Origin of the sequence: Bacillus cereus group sp. BfR-BA-01355, from assembly GCF_022663675.1 — a bacterium.
Lineage (GTDB): Bacteria > Bacillota > Bacilli > Bacillales > Bacillaceae_G > Bacillus_A > Bacillus_A thuringiensis_S.
Map to the genome: position 1 here is coordinate 1 of NZ_JAKUFY010000125.1, position 15,555 is coordinate 15,555.

Here is a 15,555-nt window from a genome sequence, read left to right on the forward strand (position 1 = left end):
TCGCCTTCCCATGTTTTAACCTTCAACCATCCATTAGGTGTCCCATCCACAACTCTAAAATTTTGTGGACTATATACTGCTCCAGCGTTTGCTTTAGCTGCATTAAATGAAGCCTCATTATACGCATAGAATGATTTGTTTATAAACCTTTCTTCTCCATCTGGATTGATCCACTTATAACCTTCATAAGTACTTACCTTCATCCAGCCATTTTCTTTTTTCTCTACTACTCCCCAATTTTGTGGGTTAAATGGTGCTTCATAATTTGCTTTCTTTGCATTAAATGAAGGCTCATTATATGCATAAATCGTTTTGTTGACAGTAATTTGTTCAGACGTAGGATTCATCCATTTTTCGCCTTCCCACGTCTTAAATTTTAGCCAACCATCTGTTGTTCCATCTACTATTCTAAATGTTTGTCGCCCATACTTCGCTCCAGCATTCGCAACCTTTGATGAGAAAGAAGGTTCATCATATGCATAGAAATCTCCCATGACACGTTCTTCCCCATTTAAGTTAATCCAAACTGGACCTTCCCATGTTTCAATCTTCCACCAGCCATTATCTCTTTTTTCTACGACTCCTACATTTTGAGCACCGTACTCTGACCCACCATTTGTTTTAGCTGAATTAAAAGATGGTTCTTTATACCCATAGAATGATTGATTCACGTACTCAGAACTATTAGCAGCGTGAGTTACCATACTAAATGTCGAGATAGATAGAATAAAGAATAATAACATTACACCCCTTTTTAACATATACTCTCTTCACTCCTTTTCGAATAATCTTATATTGCGCTTATTACATTAACATATTTTTCTTTATTTTTCTATATTTTTACTATTAGGAACCTATTTGATATTCCTATCTCATTCCTATAATAAGAAAATAGTTTTTTACTCTAATATAAAAATTTACAGTTTAATAAAAACAAAAAAAACCTGCTTTAATACAGGAGATTTTGATGTTATTTCCAATCTACATATTTAAAAATCTGGCGATTTGACGGGCTTTAGAATTCTCAATATAATAATGCATTTCTAATCCTTTTCTTTCTGCACGAAGTACGGTTCCTCTCAATTTTGATAAATGTTGTGAGACCGTAGATTGCGGAAGATTTAAAATCTCTATTAACTGTGTAACATTACATGTCTTATGGTACATTAACTCATTAACAATTTGTAACCGTACTGGATGTACCTTCGCCTTTAATAACTCTACATCTTCTTCTAAGATTTCTTTTCTCTCTTGCTTTTCTTTTAACTATAACAATTCAAATTCCCCTTTATTATTTATTTCTATTTTCCTGTTATCGCTATACATAATTACTTAGGTATGGTTCCTTTTTCGCCTGTTAAGAAAATATATTTTGATCAAATCTTTAAATCAAAAAAAGGTTATTTTTACAGAAATCACAATAATACACACTGCTTGAATCTCAATAAATATAAATTAATAGAATATTCCGTCTTATATTGATAAATGCTATTAAATAGATTTTGATAGAGGAAATTTCTGATATGATACTAATTGCTGAATAATATCTTTGGAGAGGATGAAATTGAACAATGAATGTTCATATACAGGGGAACGAGCAAATAACTAATTTATTAAATGAATGGTATCAAGAAATTAGGGCTAGGCATGTAGACGCCGCTCAATTACTTAAACAAGAAATTGAAAACAGAATTCATAATATAGAAGAAAATCAAACGATATTATTATACTACTCACTACTAGATTTTAGACATCAATATTTAATTGATAGCTTAAGTATTTCTAAAGATAGCTTTAAACAAAGTGATGCTTACAAAACTCCTACAGACGATTTCCTTTCATACTATTATCACTTCTTTAAAGCCATTCATTCCAATGTTACCGGCAATCATAGCCTTGCAAAAATACATTACGATAAAGCTGAATACCTATTAGAAACAATTCCTGATGAGATTGAACATGCTGAATTCCATTATGAGTTGGCCATTTTCTATTGTCATACACATAAATCGATTTTATGTATTAATCATGTAATGAAGGCGAAAGATATATTTTCAAAACATCCTGGGTATGAATTGAAAGTTGCCTTCTGTAATAACCTATATGGATTAGCATGTACTCATTTAAAGGAGTGGGAATTAGCTGAGGAACACTTTATTTCGGCTATGGATACATTCCAAAAAGAAAATTTAGAATACAATATTTTGATTGTTCGTCACAATCTAGGATTTATGTATGCTACACAGAATTTATCCGAGGTAGCATTACGTTATTTATCTGAAGTTAATCAGAAGCTACCTAGCGATTATAAAGCTGTTTTTATTGAAGCTAGGGAACATTATAAATTAGGAGAACATCAAATTGCTAAAGAATTAATAAAAAAAGGCCTGCAGCTTTCTACTCAATTGGGAATTGAAGGATATATACATCACTTTAAGATTTTAGAAAAAATGAATCTAAATAGTTGTGCTACTGATATAGAAAAAACTGTTTTAGAAGGAATTTCTTATTTTGAACGCGAAGAACTATATGAGTATATAAATGAATATACTGAAAAGTTAGCAACCAAATTTTACAAAGAAAATAACCATAAAAAAGCCAGCTATTACTTTTATGAAGCTAGTAAGGCCAGTGAAAAAAACTTTAAAAAAGGAGCATTAAAATGAAAAAATTAGCGGTTAGCTTACTGGGTATCTTAATTGTTGTAACAGTAACTTTTGGATCAAATTCTTCAACAGGCTCTCAAAGTACCATAAATGTTATTAAATATTCACATGGACATACTGGATGATGAAAGGAAGGATTATACCTTCCTTTTTCTTATATTTTAGAATTTAATACGTATCCCCTCCTACATTTATTTATACAAATTTAAGAAATAAATAATTCAAAAGGTAAAATAAAAATACTACAATTAAAAACTTCCATTTGTTTCTTTTCGTTGGTTTTCCAGCATGTTGTATATAAAAAAATAAGGCAATACCTGCCATAGTAATTAAAAACATTTGATAGTAATCAATCATCTGTAATACCCCCTCCATACAAAAAATAAGAAGTCTCTTTTTAAGAGACTTCTTATCTTTAATACAAACGACATACATAGGCTAAACATATACAATAAAGTCAGGATGATGTACTTCATTGTCTTTTTATCATAACATATAATTCACCATTTTTGTTTAATAATTCCACACGATATAACTTTATCAACCTTAAAGTATTTCATAATAAAAATGAATACAGATAAAATTAACAATATATTCACTTGATGCACACGGAATTGTCTCAAAAGATATAAAGTTCAGTTACAATATCATTCATGATTTTTTAAATTTCCCCTTCTGTTAAGAAGACTTCAAAACTTGAATAGATTACCTTATATCGCTACTTTGTGTATGCAAAATTACATACCAATTCCCATTGAAAATAATTCTCGTTGTAACTATAATGGTTTCAGGGATTGGAATTTTCACTTTCGTTTCAAATCTCATAATATATTAAAGGAGGAAATAGTATTATGAAAAAATTGGTTTTAGCAGGTGCACTAGGAATTGCAGTATTTTCAGGTATGAACTTACCAGGGGCTGAGGCATCAAAAGCGAGTGCAGCTACTACGAATTTAGAAATTCAAGAAGTCACAAAATACTACTCTATGAGTTCCTATGAAGTGTCTCAAAAAGAATCATTTAATCTTAAAAAAGGGGAAGAACTTACAGTCTTTGTACAAAATTCAGGGTTCCCAATTTCTTATACGGTCTTTGATGCGGATAATCAAGTAATTGGCACATTCAATGCTAATTCCCCATATGGTCGCGTATTTAAAGCGCAAAAAGACGGTAATATTTCTGTACAATTTCAAGCAGGTGTAAATTCTACGTACATGAAGAAGATGAATTTTACAGCTAAATTTGCTGTTTCTAAACTTAACCAATAATAAAAAATGTAACGATCCTCTTTAAAAACAAATTAAAAAGGTATATCCCTTCAATGGGATATACCTTTAGTTTTAGTGAATTTTATATTGACCAGATAGCTGCTCTTGCGCCATACGAACTAAACGTTTCGTAATCTCTCCACCTACTGAACCATTTGCTCGTGCAGTTGAATCCGGTCCAAGTGTAACCCCAAACTCCTGAGCGATTTCATATTTCATTTGTTCAATTGCACTTGCTGCAGCTGCTATTAAGATTTCGTTTGAATTATTATTTTCGCGAATTTGCATTTTTTAAGCACCTCCGTTGAATTTGGTAATATCATGCTCTATTTCCAACAAAATATGTAAAAAATTGTTCGTTTAGCTATTTTACATATATACTTAAGCTTTCATCTCTTATATAGGAATAAATAAAAGTATAGGTCATACTCTATACCTACACCTTCCCCTATCCTACTTATTTTTGAATTCCCCTATTAACCCCTGTAACTCTTGCGAGAGCCAATTTAAAGAATTTGCTAACTCTGCAATATCTTGTACATACAGTTCTTGCTTTTTCATACTTGTCTCCACATTACTACTGTTATTCACATATGTATTTGCAATATGTGATAATTCATTTACAAACTGAACAATAGTTTGATTATCTTTTAGAATGTCACTTGAATGATTCGAAGTCGCTTTAATTTGATTTGTAACAGATTGTGCAGATTCTGAAATCTTTTCAAAAAAAGCACCACTACTTTGAACTAGTGTTATTCCTGATTCTACTTCCTTTGAACTCTTCTGTATGGATCTTACGGCTCTCTCTGCTTCAGCCTGGATTTCACCAATTAATTTAGCTATATCCCTTGCAGATGCCTCAGTTCTTTCCGCTAATATACGTACCTCGTCCGCAACACCTGAAAATTCTTCCCCCATCTCTCCAGCACATGAGGATTCAGTAGAAGCATTTAAAGCTAATGAATTTGTTTGATTTGAAATGATTGTAATTGCAGTAAGAATTTCATAAATTTCCTTAGATCGTGCTTCTAATGCATAAATACTAGAAGGTACATCCTGAACTGTATCTTGGATTCTTTTCATTTGATTCACGGTTTGCTTAATCAAATCTTTTCCCTCTACAGAATGCTGTTCCATGTCTTCCAAAGCATTGCCAACTTGTTTTGAAGCTCCTTTAATTTCTTTCATCTTAATTTCCATTTCTTGAACAATCCCTAAACATTTTTGCACTACATATTCATGAGAATGTGCTCCTAAATTTAATCCTGTAATAGCACTTGCAATTTCTTTAAAGGCTATGCTATTTTCTTTTGTACTTACCGACAATTCCTGTGAAGATGTCGAAACCTGTTCAGCAGTCCGCCTTACTTTATCTATAATTCTATTAAACTTTTTAATAGTGTTATTAAAATAGATATTAGTTATCCCTATATCATCAGATCTTTCATTCAATTTAATACTTAAATCCCCTTCACCAACTTTACGTAATCCTTCTTGTAAATCCTTTAAAGGCGATAGAGAGTTTCGTGAGATAAATATTTGAATTGTAATTGCGATAGTTAATGAAATTACAATAAATAGTAAACCTTGTATCATAAAGTGTTTCTTTGTAAGAGGAATAATAGAAGCTTCCAAATCAGCTGCAACAATTGCAATAATATTTTTATTTTCATCTGTAACTGGCTCTAAAATTGTTACCCAAAACCCTAATTCATCTTCATACACTTCTGTCATTTGTGCCTGTTTTGTTTGTATTACTTTATCATATGTTTTCATCCAATAAGTAGGCTGCTCATAGTATTCACCTGGTTTTACAGAAACCGTATTTGCTAATTGTGTATCCAAAGCTACTATTTGTAATTCAGCTTTATCATTTAGCTTGGCACCTGTAACATATGTTTGCCCAACACTTTTCATATCTTTTATAGATTTATCTAATTGCTCTGTCAATTTTTCTTTCTTCACTCTTTGAGCTGTAGGATCTTTTGCTACATCTCTTACTATTTCTAGATCTAATTGATTTATTATTGTCTCTCCTGTTTCAAAAGACTGCCTTTCAAATATAGACATCATACTATTTTGAAACATGTTAAAACTTAACAACCCCATACTTCCTACAAGCGTTAGAATTACTAATACCGTTAGTAATACATTTTTTTGAAGCAACGATAGCTTATGCCAATATTTTTTCATTGATTTCTCCTTTCTTATTTTCAACAATACAAAAACAAAGTAGTAACATATTAAGAGGTTCTCTTTCTGTTATTAATTTAAACTTTAAAATAACATACTAATCGTTCAACCAAACGTTCCAATTTTTTTCATTTGCGATCGCATCTTTTATATGTCCAGCTACTCCTGGAAATCTATTTAAAGGAAGACGCAATACTTCTACTACTTCATCTTTTCTATTTGTACTGATTTCTTCTAAATCGATGATATTAAAGGGTTTGCCTATAATAATTGCTATAATGTTTAATAGACGACTAAGAATATTTAAAATTCCATATTTATCTCCTAAAGATTTTCAAATTAGATTTGTTGCAGTACCTTCAGCGAGGATTTTTTATAATATTGTTAGTTTTAACTAAAGATAAGAATTTTTAAGAGCCTCATCTTTAGTTATTTTTATCTTGCAGAACAATAAAATCTGAAAGTTTAATTCAATCTCCTATTTTATAACTTTTTTCCTTATTTTTCTATAACATTATAATATTTACCTGTACAATCTAAACTTGGACTCTTTTGGCCTTTACCCTTCAATTGTCTTAAATTCATATGAGTTAGCGCAGTAAGTAAATTTTTAATAAAAAAACTTTTGTATTAAAAAATGCAAAAATACATACTCCTCCAAAACTATATGCACTTAAATATTCATATAGTAAAATAATTAGTACAAGCGTGCCCTATACAGCATATTTCCTTAACGGGCTTGATATTGTATTCATCATAAAATTGGTATGACCTTAATATCTCACTTAGCTCTTTAATATTTTGATGTTAACAATATAGTGTTAAAACATCCCTACTTTATCGCTATACCTACATATAAGCCAAGAATTCAATTAAAGAACGATTTTCATCAACAGTAGACGAAAGCATGTCAAACAAAAAGAGACTCAATTATTTATTACTTTTTGTATAGATGTAATAAAAGATTATAGGAGAAATATATATGCTAAAAAAAATGAATAGATTTATGTTTGCTTTGCCTACCATTTCTTTTGTTTTTCTTATTTTATTAGGATCATTTTTATTCGTAATACCATTAGATCTATTCTTACCTGAAATACAAAAAAACCCAATAACAGAAGCACCCCTTATTCTTCAAGTTTTATTAGGGGTATTAGCGGCACCTATATATGAAACAGTAATTTTTCAAGTATTTTTATTTTGGCTATTAAGTTGGATTCCTTACATTAAAAATCGCGATTACCTTATCATTTTAATAGCTTCAATTATATTTGGATTAAATCATCCATATGGAATCACTTATATAGTTGGTACAACGATAATCGGACTTTTATATAACTATGCTTATTGGGTATATAAAAAAAAGAATGAAAAATATCAGGTTACCATGTCTGCTTTTTGGGTTGTTTTTTTGATTCACTTATTACATAATTCTATTGCTTTTATAGCATCAAATTTATAAATATTTTAAAGATAATATAGATTAATGAGTTATGTTTGTACTTGTTAGAAGTAAGAGACACGATATAAGAATTAAAGAGAGGATAATTCGCTAATAATTCTAATAGTCTTGTTTCAGTTTGTTTATTTGAATAATACAGAGAGAGGGCCCTGTCAGGTAGACAGTATTTTTAAAGTATAGCTAAGCCACCTGAGTCTATATTTGTATGGACTCAGGTTATTTAATTTCTTTTGAAATGTTTGATGGTTATAAAATTGTATATATTTGCGGCCTTAACATAGATGAAGAAGTCTTTGTTATATGCATTATCCTAAAAGTTTTACTTTCGCGACATACTTTCCTTCATTTTTCTAACATCCCATCCTCTTCTTCCAATCGTTTAGTCTTAGTACCCGAACCTTTAGGTTTCATTCTACCTAAACATAACCCTTTTGTTTTCCCACGTTCTTCTTCTAGTTCTTTAATACCTAAAGTTTCGAATTATTTCATCCAACGTCTTACAATTGAATAATAAATGTCTATTTCTTTCTTAACAGTTTTATATCTTCTTTTAAGTATAAACTCATTTTCTTTTCCTTTCATTTTGTATAGCAAGTAATTCTAATTTACCCCATAGAAAAATCCCCTCCATAATAAATAGGTTAATGTGTTTTCTTTTTCCTATCTACTATGAGGGGAGAATAGCATACTAAAGATAGCTTCTTTTTTTGTAAAAGAACTAAGATTCTAGTGTCGTAATTAATTGCTGACGTTCTTTATCTCTAAAAATTTTAATTTCATGTTTAAATTCATAATTTCCTTCTTCAAATCTAACCCATTCCTTACTTGTCCAATATACAACATCTACATTTGCATCTAAAATTACAGAACATATGTCTACTAATTCTTCTTCATAAAATGGTGCTTCTTTTGCTAGTTCAAAAGCTAGTACTTTTGGATCCTTACTTTTAATTTGAAGTTCCCTTGAAGTTTGCCCTAAATACTGCCATGGAGAATATAGGGATTGCACATGAACATTTCGAGTTTCTTTAAACTGTGATGGAGAATGTATTGTAGCAGCAAATGTAGGTTTGCTCACTCCTATTGTTGCACCTAAAGCAATAGAACTAATAATAAGTTTTTTAATCATTTTTTTCAGCCCCTTTAATTATTTTGGATATGCTTCATTTTTATACTACGTTCATGTTTGTGTAAATGAAGATGATTTGACATGATTCATCATTTTTTTCAAAAACTGAATATTAATTAACCATTATAATTTTACCCAAAACAAAAAAAGTTTCCATAAGGAAACTCTTTTGTTTTGGGTATACATTATATGCATAAAAATTAGTTTTGAAAATAGTTACTTATTTGTTGATAAAATTGTATATGGATATTTTCCCTACTATATTATCTACACATCTCATGCAAAGCCTCACTACAACATAAACAAATTCTTCTTATGACCGCATTTCTTCTTACGAAATTAAGTGATTGTTTCAATAGCTGCTTTAGGAATCATAGAATTACTTTCTTTCTCAGCCCTATTATTCTGTTCTTTTTCCTAAAATTCCAATATCCCCATTACTTCTTTTGTAAATAGTTTAAAATCAGTTAAATGTTTTTCAATAATTTGACGAACAATATCTAAATTTACACTTTGATAATCATGAACGGCAATATTACGAAATCCAACCATCGCCTTTAACTTATTTGCTAGATCAGCGCTAAGTAATCCTGCTGTAACCAATAAATCAAAGGCCTCTCGACTAGATTGGGGTAGTCCTAATTTTTTTCCCGCAACAATATGCATTGCTAAATCAATACTCGCTTCACAAGCTCTTTGTATATTCAATATTATTGAATCTTGTTTTGTAAAGTCCTCTAAATTTTCAGGGGCATTTCCATACACATCTTGGATTCTTTTTATACAACGCTCTATTGTAGAAATTTTATTTAAAATAACCTCATTCTTCATATATAGAACCTCTTTTCTTTATATCTTCAAATACTACCTGTCGTTCTTCATTCAATTTTGAATACATTTTTAAGGTTTTCATTTCAAAAATAACCTTACGTTTTTCATCCGAACAAAATATTGTTTTTCCTGTATGTATAATCTGAGCTTGAAAAACTGTAGAAGCTTCGGATAAATCAACTAAATCAACATCTCTATGAACAATGTTAGCTAACTCCTGTGCTAATAAAAAACGTTCATAGTTCCCTAATGTTGTGTCACTTACATAAGCTATATCAATATCACTATCTTCTCGTTCTCTGTTCTCAGCCGTTGATCCAAACACAATTATCCAATAGGGATTCACCGTCTCTTGTAATTTTTCTATAATAGCTGTTATCATGCTTTGAAAAATCATTTAATTAATCCCCCTTATTGTACTTGAATTTTATTATATCATAATCATTCCCAAACCTTCCGGATAACAAAAAAATGATAATAAAGAGCGAAATCTTCTTAAAACTAAATATTAACGCAATTCTTTCCTTTTGATGCTCTTCAGATTATCTTTGTTTTTCTGCATATAAAAAATAGATAAATTACAAGACGGGGCTAAAGTGAAAATTCTTACTTTTTATTTATAAGACCCCTAAGTACTCTCAATTTTTTATAAGGGGTACCACAAACGCACTGACATATAACCCACGCTAAGGATTGATTGCATCATAACAAAAATATGGAACAACTTTAATTTATATTAAAGAGCTTTGACAACCTTTTTATTTCAAAAAAAATTGAAAGTACTTATTAATTTTATTACATCTAGGTTTTTAGATAGCTGACATATATAGAAAAGCTTATTAAAATTAGAAATAATAATGAAATCTAATAAATATATACCATATTCTTGTTCTTTTACAATTAAAATGATGCTAACATTAAAATTTACTTCTCATACAAAAAACAAGTAATAATTTATTCATTAAAAGAGCTTCCATTCTCAAAGTATGGAAGCCGGCAAATTCTATCAATATACTATTTAATTGTTTGATAAGTCACAAAATCCCTATAACGTTCATGAGTATTCAATAGTTCCTCATGAGTACCTTGACCTGTTATTTTGCCATCATCAAGGAAAATAATATGATCAGCAGCCATGATGGTAGATAAACGATGCGCAATGATGAGTGTTGTTTTATTAGATTTCACATAATTTATAGCTCTCTCAATATGTTTTTCACTTTCACTATCTAAACTAGACGTAGCCTCATCAAGCAATAGGATTTCTGGATTATGTAAAAATACTCTACATAAAGCTAATCTCTGTTTTTGTCCCCCAGATAATAGAATTCCTCTTTCTCCAACTAAAGTATCAAACTGATTTTCCAAATTCATAATAAATTCATGTGCGTTTGCAATTTGGGCGACTGTGTGAATTTCTTTCATAGAATAAGATCTTGTTAGTCCATAAGTAATGTTATCGAGAACAGTTCCATTCATAACTGGAGCATTTTGCATTGCGTATCCTATTTTACTTCTCCATAAAGTTAAATCGATATTATTAATAGACTGATCGCCATATTTTATATTTCCATCTTGGCACTCATACAATTTCACTAATAGAGAGAAAATTGTACTTTTTCCAGCTCCTGAAGGGCCTACAAATGCAGTTACCTTATTTCTTTCAGCTAAAAAATTTACGTTTTTTAATATTTCCTTCTCACCATAAGAAAATGATACATTTTGAAAACTTATATCTTGCTCATACGATGGAGCATAACCAGCTTTATTCTCTAATTGATTTTTATAAATTTCTTGTATCCTGTCAGTAGCCCCTAAAGTCTTTTTATAATCTGTAAAAAAACTACTCAAACCAGTTAAAGGTTCTATTATTTGTAATAGATAAAACAATAAAGCTACTAATGTTCCTGTAGAAAGAGTACCAACAGATAATCTATAACCACTGTAACTTAGTATACCAATAATAGTGAACATTATAATTAAAGTAATTAAAGGGTTAATAAAGGAATACAATTTTGATTGTTTTATGCCTAATCCAAAAAGTCTTTCTAATTTATCATTTCCACGTTTAATTTCTAAATTTTCTGCATTCGCTATCTTAACCAGTCTTATATCTGATAATACTCTACTTAAGATGCCACTAAATTCGGCAATAGTTTGTTGATGGTTAGTAGATATAACATAAATCTTATTGCCTAATGGAATAATAATAACAGTAGTGACAACTACTGTTATTAACATAAAAAGTGTTATTTTCCAATCCATGTAAATCATTAGGCCCAAAGCTCCAAAAAATAAAATTAATTGCGATAACATAATAGGCAGTTTCATAGAAACAAAATTATTAACTATAGAACTATCCTCAATTAATCTACTCATTATTTGGCCTGTTTCCTTATTATCATAATATTTAACAGGCAAATTAATTATATATTCCCACATGTTTTTACGTAAATCCCTTATAGTAAGCTCTCCAATATAGCTCAGGAGGTACTGTGATAACCCTTGTAAAAAAGATGCGATAATAAAAAACGAGATGACTAATAAAATTATTTTAATAGGGAGATTTGTAAAATCAATTTTATCTATTATTTCTTTTATATATATAGGAACAAGTAGACTCACAAAAACAGAGACAATAGATATAAAAATTGCAATTATAACCTTTGCGATTGGCCAATTGACAATCTTTAAGGTCTTAATTAATGAATTATTCTTCATCTACATATTTCTCCTCCATACTAACTAGTAGAACAATTATCCCAGTAACTACAATAATTAAAGTATTAATAAAAGACTTAGAGAGCGTAAAAGAACCGCCTGTTAAAGGTAATAATAATTTAAATGAAAGTATACTAGCTATTAAGGAAACGATTATAAATGTTACAAGAGACATATTACTATTTTTTATGGTATGCCGTATTAACTCTTTAATACAGCCTATAGCCACAAATATAGTTAATACTATAAGAGAGACAAAATAATGTGTTAACTCTGTCTTATTAATAACTGAGTCTTCTATTATGAAAGCAAGTAACTTAGATAATAACATGCTTCCAATCAATATAATTAGAAAAGCCAATAACCCTTCCATTGTATACTTAGAAAATTTTTCTTTTTTATTGAAGAGATTATAATTTAGCGTAGACTGGATTATTTGAACTATTAATAGAGCAATAATCCAAATATAATATATCCCAGGTAATTCTCCTGAAAATAGAGCAATTAAAAAATTAACTAGTGTCCTTAAAATTTCAATCATCACGAATCCCTCCTGTTGCTTTAATTTGTTAAACGTTACGAGATTAGAAATATTTGATCCCATTCATTCTTGTCATGAAGCAAAGATTGAATGATAAGAAATATACCCGTTACCCCCTCTAATAATCCAATTTTATGAATTTCAACTCGTTTATTTTCAATTATTTCATAATCAGGAAATAATATCAATTCATTTTCTTTGTAGAAACTCATTAATTTTTGAAAAACATTATTTGCTATTTCTAATATCTCTGGGTCACTTACACCATATTCTATCAATCTTATGCATAACATTAGAATACCCGCAAAACCGTGACAGATAGTAGGGGATATAAGTTTGTGTTCCTCACTAGCTCTCTTTAAAAAGGTTTTAAAAAGTTCTATGGATTTTTCTTTAATATACAGATTCTCATCTGTCATAGCAGAAATAAAAAGAGCAGTGGATACACCAGGAGTTCCGTAACACCAAGCATCTCGGTGATTAAACGTATTAGTATTATCTACCGTAACATTAGGAATATATTCTACGCCTCTATGTTCTAAAATATTTTGTAACAACCACGTTCTGATATTATTAATACTGCTCTCTAACTCATTAAATCTATAACCTTTTATATATAAGATAGAAAGGCTTGCTAATACTCCTGATATGCCATGTGACATCCCATTATTGTAGAACCCCCCTACAAAAGTTTCTTTTTCAATATCACTTAATTGTGCATATTCAATAAACCAACACGGTTTAGAATCATTTGTAAATGCCCCTAATTTGATGAGATATAGCGATATATCTTCAATAATCTTATTTAATTCTGTATCATATAGATCATTATCAAATTCCAGAAGGGTCCTTAATATACCTGACCACCCTAATATAACATCGAAATCATCAGTAGTTACTGTATTGTTAATAAGATTAGCCTGGCTTATACTTAATGATTCCTTATAATTATGTGTAATTACTTGTAGAAGTTGTTCAATTATATTTTTATATCTTTGTCCATTTTTTGAGTTAAACTTTAATGAAATTAAAATTCCTGTTAACCCAGAAAATAAAGAAAATGAGTATGTAGGGTTGCTTTGAATAATTGCTATGCATCTCTTTATATACTCATATGAAATTTCATCCGTACTTTGATTGGATGATACATCATCAGAAACTCCTAAGGCTAAAGCTATTCCAGCATATCCTCCAGCAAGAGAAGCTAGTTCTATAGCCTCAAGCCCAGGAGAAGCAGAATCGTTAATATAGCTTTCAACCTTCTCAAAGTCACTATACAATTTAATTAACTTTTGATTAATCTCATTTAATGTCTTTAATTCATTTTCATTTAGTTTAATAGTCATTTGATAACCCCTCATACTAATACATTGTATTTATATTTAATCAGATTCATATATTTTTTTATGGTATGATAACACATACCTAAAATTTTATTCTCTAAATCTCTGTTTATTCCATTTAAGCGGTTACAATGCATGTGAAGGATACTCGCAATAATATCAGATTTCACATTAGTAAGAACATCTTCATTTGCATCTATAAGTTCCGCATATTTTCTTATAACATTGTCTCTATCATTAAATGTAGTAGGAATAATAAGCTTTTCACTCATCGGAATCTCAATATAATCATATATGTTTGTAATAATAGGATCTAGGTTTGCTTTATTTTCTCGATAGGCTTCTTTATACATTTTAGGGTCTATAGCCATATTTAAAATTTCCAATTGACTTGCAAAATTTAAATTAAATCCTTTTAGGATACTCATAATGTTTAAGCAACAAAACAGTTCCCTGTTTAATGGTACATCTCCTTCAAAGCTATCTGCTACAATTAATGAGTCTATACTAAAAATATCTTCAGCTTTATCAATTAAAAAATTCCCGTATCTTTCTATTTCAGGGTTATATGATACAAAATGAAAGTCATTGACTAACCCCTTTTCTCTCTCATTTGTTAACCATTCAGTAATATTACCTAAAAATGTATTATACTTTTCATTTTTCGAAAGCTTAAAACGTATTCTTAGGTGCGGAGTAGGATCTGCATAGCGAACGAAAAATCCTTTTTCAATCTTGTTGATATCTTTATTGTGTTTATAAAATTCTTTATATCCACAAGATAAAAACTCTTCAACTCTGGAATCCACATAGTTTACACGCAAAGAAATCCAATCGCTTCCTAATAACTTTACACGGTTCATATCATTAATGTATTGATAATTTCTATTTAAAGAATTAGTAAATGTAATTTTTTTTCGATCGGTTTGCCTAAAACTAAAGACACATTCTTCAAAGCGTTTATTTGAAGAAACAAATATATCTTCTTCACATTCAAAAAGGCTTAATCTATCATTCATCTTTAACTTTGAGAATTCTTGAAAAATTATACTTAAATGTAATTCATTTTTTATATTTAGCAATAATTTATTATCATACTCGGCGAGGTAAATATAATTTGTGATGTTATTTCTAGTACACCAATCTAAGAAAACTGAGATGAATTCTTCTTCAGACATCTTTTGAGTAAATGTATGATGGAAAATCCATCGCTTTGGAGAAACAACAATATTTTTATAGACTATCTTAGGATATACGTGACTATCATAAAAATGATGATGTATATTTCCCCATATTCCACTGTATAGAGCACCAACATCAGCTAAAAATCGATATATAAGATTTGCATTTTCATAATTAAACATATTACTTATTTTAGGTATAATAATATTATTAGAA

General features: G+C 29.6%; 15 protein-coding genes and 1 pseudogene. 4 read left to right on the forward strand and 12 right to left on the reverse strand.

Going from position 1 to position 15,555, the window contains the following annotated elements:
* A pseudogene (locus MR167_RS26975) lies at positions 1–761 on the reverse strand (hypothetical protein); the annotation flags it as partial.
* Between the two features lie 220 nt (positions 762–981).
* Positions 982–1,239, reverse strand: a complete 258-nt coding sequence (locus MR167_RS26980) for an ArsR/SmtB family transcription factor (protein WP_098236842.1) — start codon at positions 1,237–1,239, stop codon at positions 982–984.
* 332 nt (positions 1,240–1,571) lie between these two features.
* Here MR167_RS26980 and MR167_RS26985 point away from each other — a divergent pair, with 332 nt between their 5' ends.
* Both MR167_RS26985 and MR167_RS33035 read left to right on the forward strand, forming a co-directional pair.
* Positions 1,572–2,666: a Rap family tetratricopeptide repeat protein gene (locus MR167_RS26985; protein WP_098355875.1), complete on the forward strand. Its 1,095-nt coding sequence runs from the start codon at positions 1,572–1,574 to the stop codon at positions 2,664–2,666.
* Positions 2,663–2,791 (forward strand): hypothetical protein, encoded by a 129-nt coding sequence (locus MR167_RS33035; protein ID WP_000732002.1) that lies wholly within the window; start codon positions 2,663–2,665, stop codon positions 2,789–2,791. Before MR167_RS26985 ends, MR167_RS33035 begins: the two co-directional genes overlap by 4 nt.
* Positions 2,792–2,861: 70 nt before the next feature.
* On the opposite strand, the gene MR167_RS26990 is transcribed toward MR167_RS33035, so the two are convergent.
* Complete coding sequence (locus tag MR167_RS26990) at positions 2,862–3,023, reverse strand: hypothetical protein (protein ID WP_176328735.1); 162 nt, start codon at positions 3,021–3,023, stop codon at positions 2,862–2,864.
* A gap of 494 nt (positions 3,024–3,517) precedes the next feature.
* Between MR167_RS26990 and MR167_RS26995 the strand changes: the two genes are divergently transcribed.
* Positions 3,518–3,934, forward strand: a complete 417-nt coding sequence (locus MR167_RS26995) for a hypothetical protein (protein WP_043939126.1) — start codon at positions 3,518–3,520, stop codon at positions 3,932–3,934.
* 72 nt (positions 3,935–4,006) lie between these two features.
* Here MR167_RS26995 and MR167_RS27000 read toward each other — a convergent pair whose 3' ends face one another.
* Positions 4,007–4,222, reverse strand: coding sequence for an alpha/beta-type small acid-soluble spore protein (locus tag MR167_RS27000; RefSeq protein WP_001167047.1), 216 nt, complete (start codon positions 4,220–4,222; stop codon positions 4,007–4,009).
* A 165-nt stretch (positions 4,223–4,387) separates the two neighbouring features.
* Positions 4,388–6,130, reverse strand: coding sequence for a methyl-accepting chemotaxis protein (locus MR167_RS27005; protein WP_242315941.1), 1,743 nt, complete (start codon positions 6,128–6,130; stop codon positions 4,388–4,390).
* A 982-nt stretch (positions 6,131–7,112) separates the two neighbouring features.
* On the opposite strand from MR167_RS27005, the gene MR167_RS27010 reads away from it, so the two are divergent.
* The gene (locus MR167_RS27010; RefSeq protein ID WP_088021314.1) at positions 7,113–7,592 is read left to right on the forward strand and encodes a CPBP family intramembrane glutamic endopeptidase; all 480 of its coding nucleotides are present in this window, start codon (positions 7,113–7,115) and stop codon (positions 7,590–7,592) included.
* A 718-nt stretch (positions 7,593–8,310) separates the two neighbouring features.
* On the opposite strand, the gene MR167_RS27015 is transcribed toward MR167_RS27010, so the two are convergent.
* The 7 genes from MR167_RS27015 to MR167_RS27045 form a co-directional block, all read right to left on the reverse strand.
* Positions 8,311–8,721: a hypothetical protein gene (locus MR167_RS27015; RefSeq protein WP_044585148.1), complete on the reverse strand. Its 411-nt coding sequence runs from the start codon at positions 8,719–8,721 to the stop codon at positions 8,311–8,313.
* Positions 8,722–9,138: 417 nt separating this feature from the next.
* A complete protein-coding gene (gene hepT, locus MR167_RS27020; protein ID WP_016093854.1) occupies positions 9,139–9,552 on the reverse strand; it encodes a type VII toxin-antitoxin system HepT family RNase toxin in 414 nt (137 codons plus the stop codon).
* A complete protein-coding gene (gene mntA / locus MR167_RS27025) occupies positions 9,542–9,949 on the reverse strand; it encodes a type VII toxin-antitoxin system MntA family adenylyltransferase antitoxin (protein WP_000577227.1) in 408 nt (135 codons plus the stop codon). The genes hepT and mntA overlap by 11 nt, the downstream gene beginning before the upstream one ends.
* 617 nt (positions 9,950–10,566) lie before the next feature.
* Positions 10,567–12,273: an ABC transporter ATP-binding protein gene (locus MR167_RS27030; RefSeq protein WP_242315942.1), complete on the reverse strand. Its 1,707-nt coding sequence runs from the start codon at positions 12,271–12,273 to the stop codon at positions 10,567–10,569.
* Complete coding sequence (locus tag MR167_RS27035; protein ID WP_086398130.1) at positions 12,263–12,814, reverse strand: DUF5823 family protein; 552 nt, start codon at positions 12,812–12,814, stop codon at positions 12,263–12,265. Before MR167_RS27035 ends, MR167_RS27030 begins: the two co-directional genes overlap by 11 nt.
* 35 nt (positions 12,815–12,849) lie before the next feature.
* A complete protein-coding gene (locus MR167_RS27040; RefSeq protein WP_242315943.1) occupies positions 12,850–14,160 on the reverse strand; it encodes a lanthionine synthetase C family protein in 1,311 nt (436 codons plus the stop codon).
* An 11-nt stretch (positions 14,161–14,171) separates the two neighbouring features.
* Positions 14,172–15,555: thiopeptide-type bacteriocin biosynthesis protein (locus tag MR167_RS27045; protein ID WP_242315944.1), on the reverse strand; the 1,384-nt coding region annotated here is incomplete at its 5' end.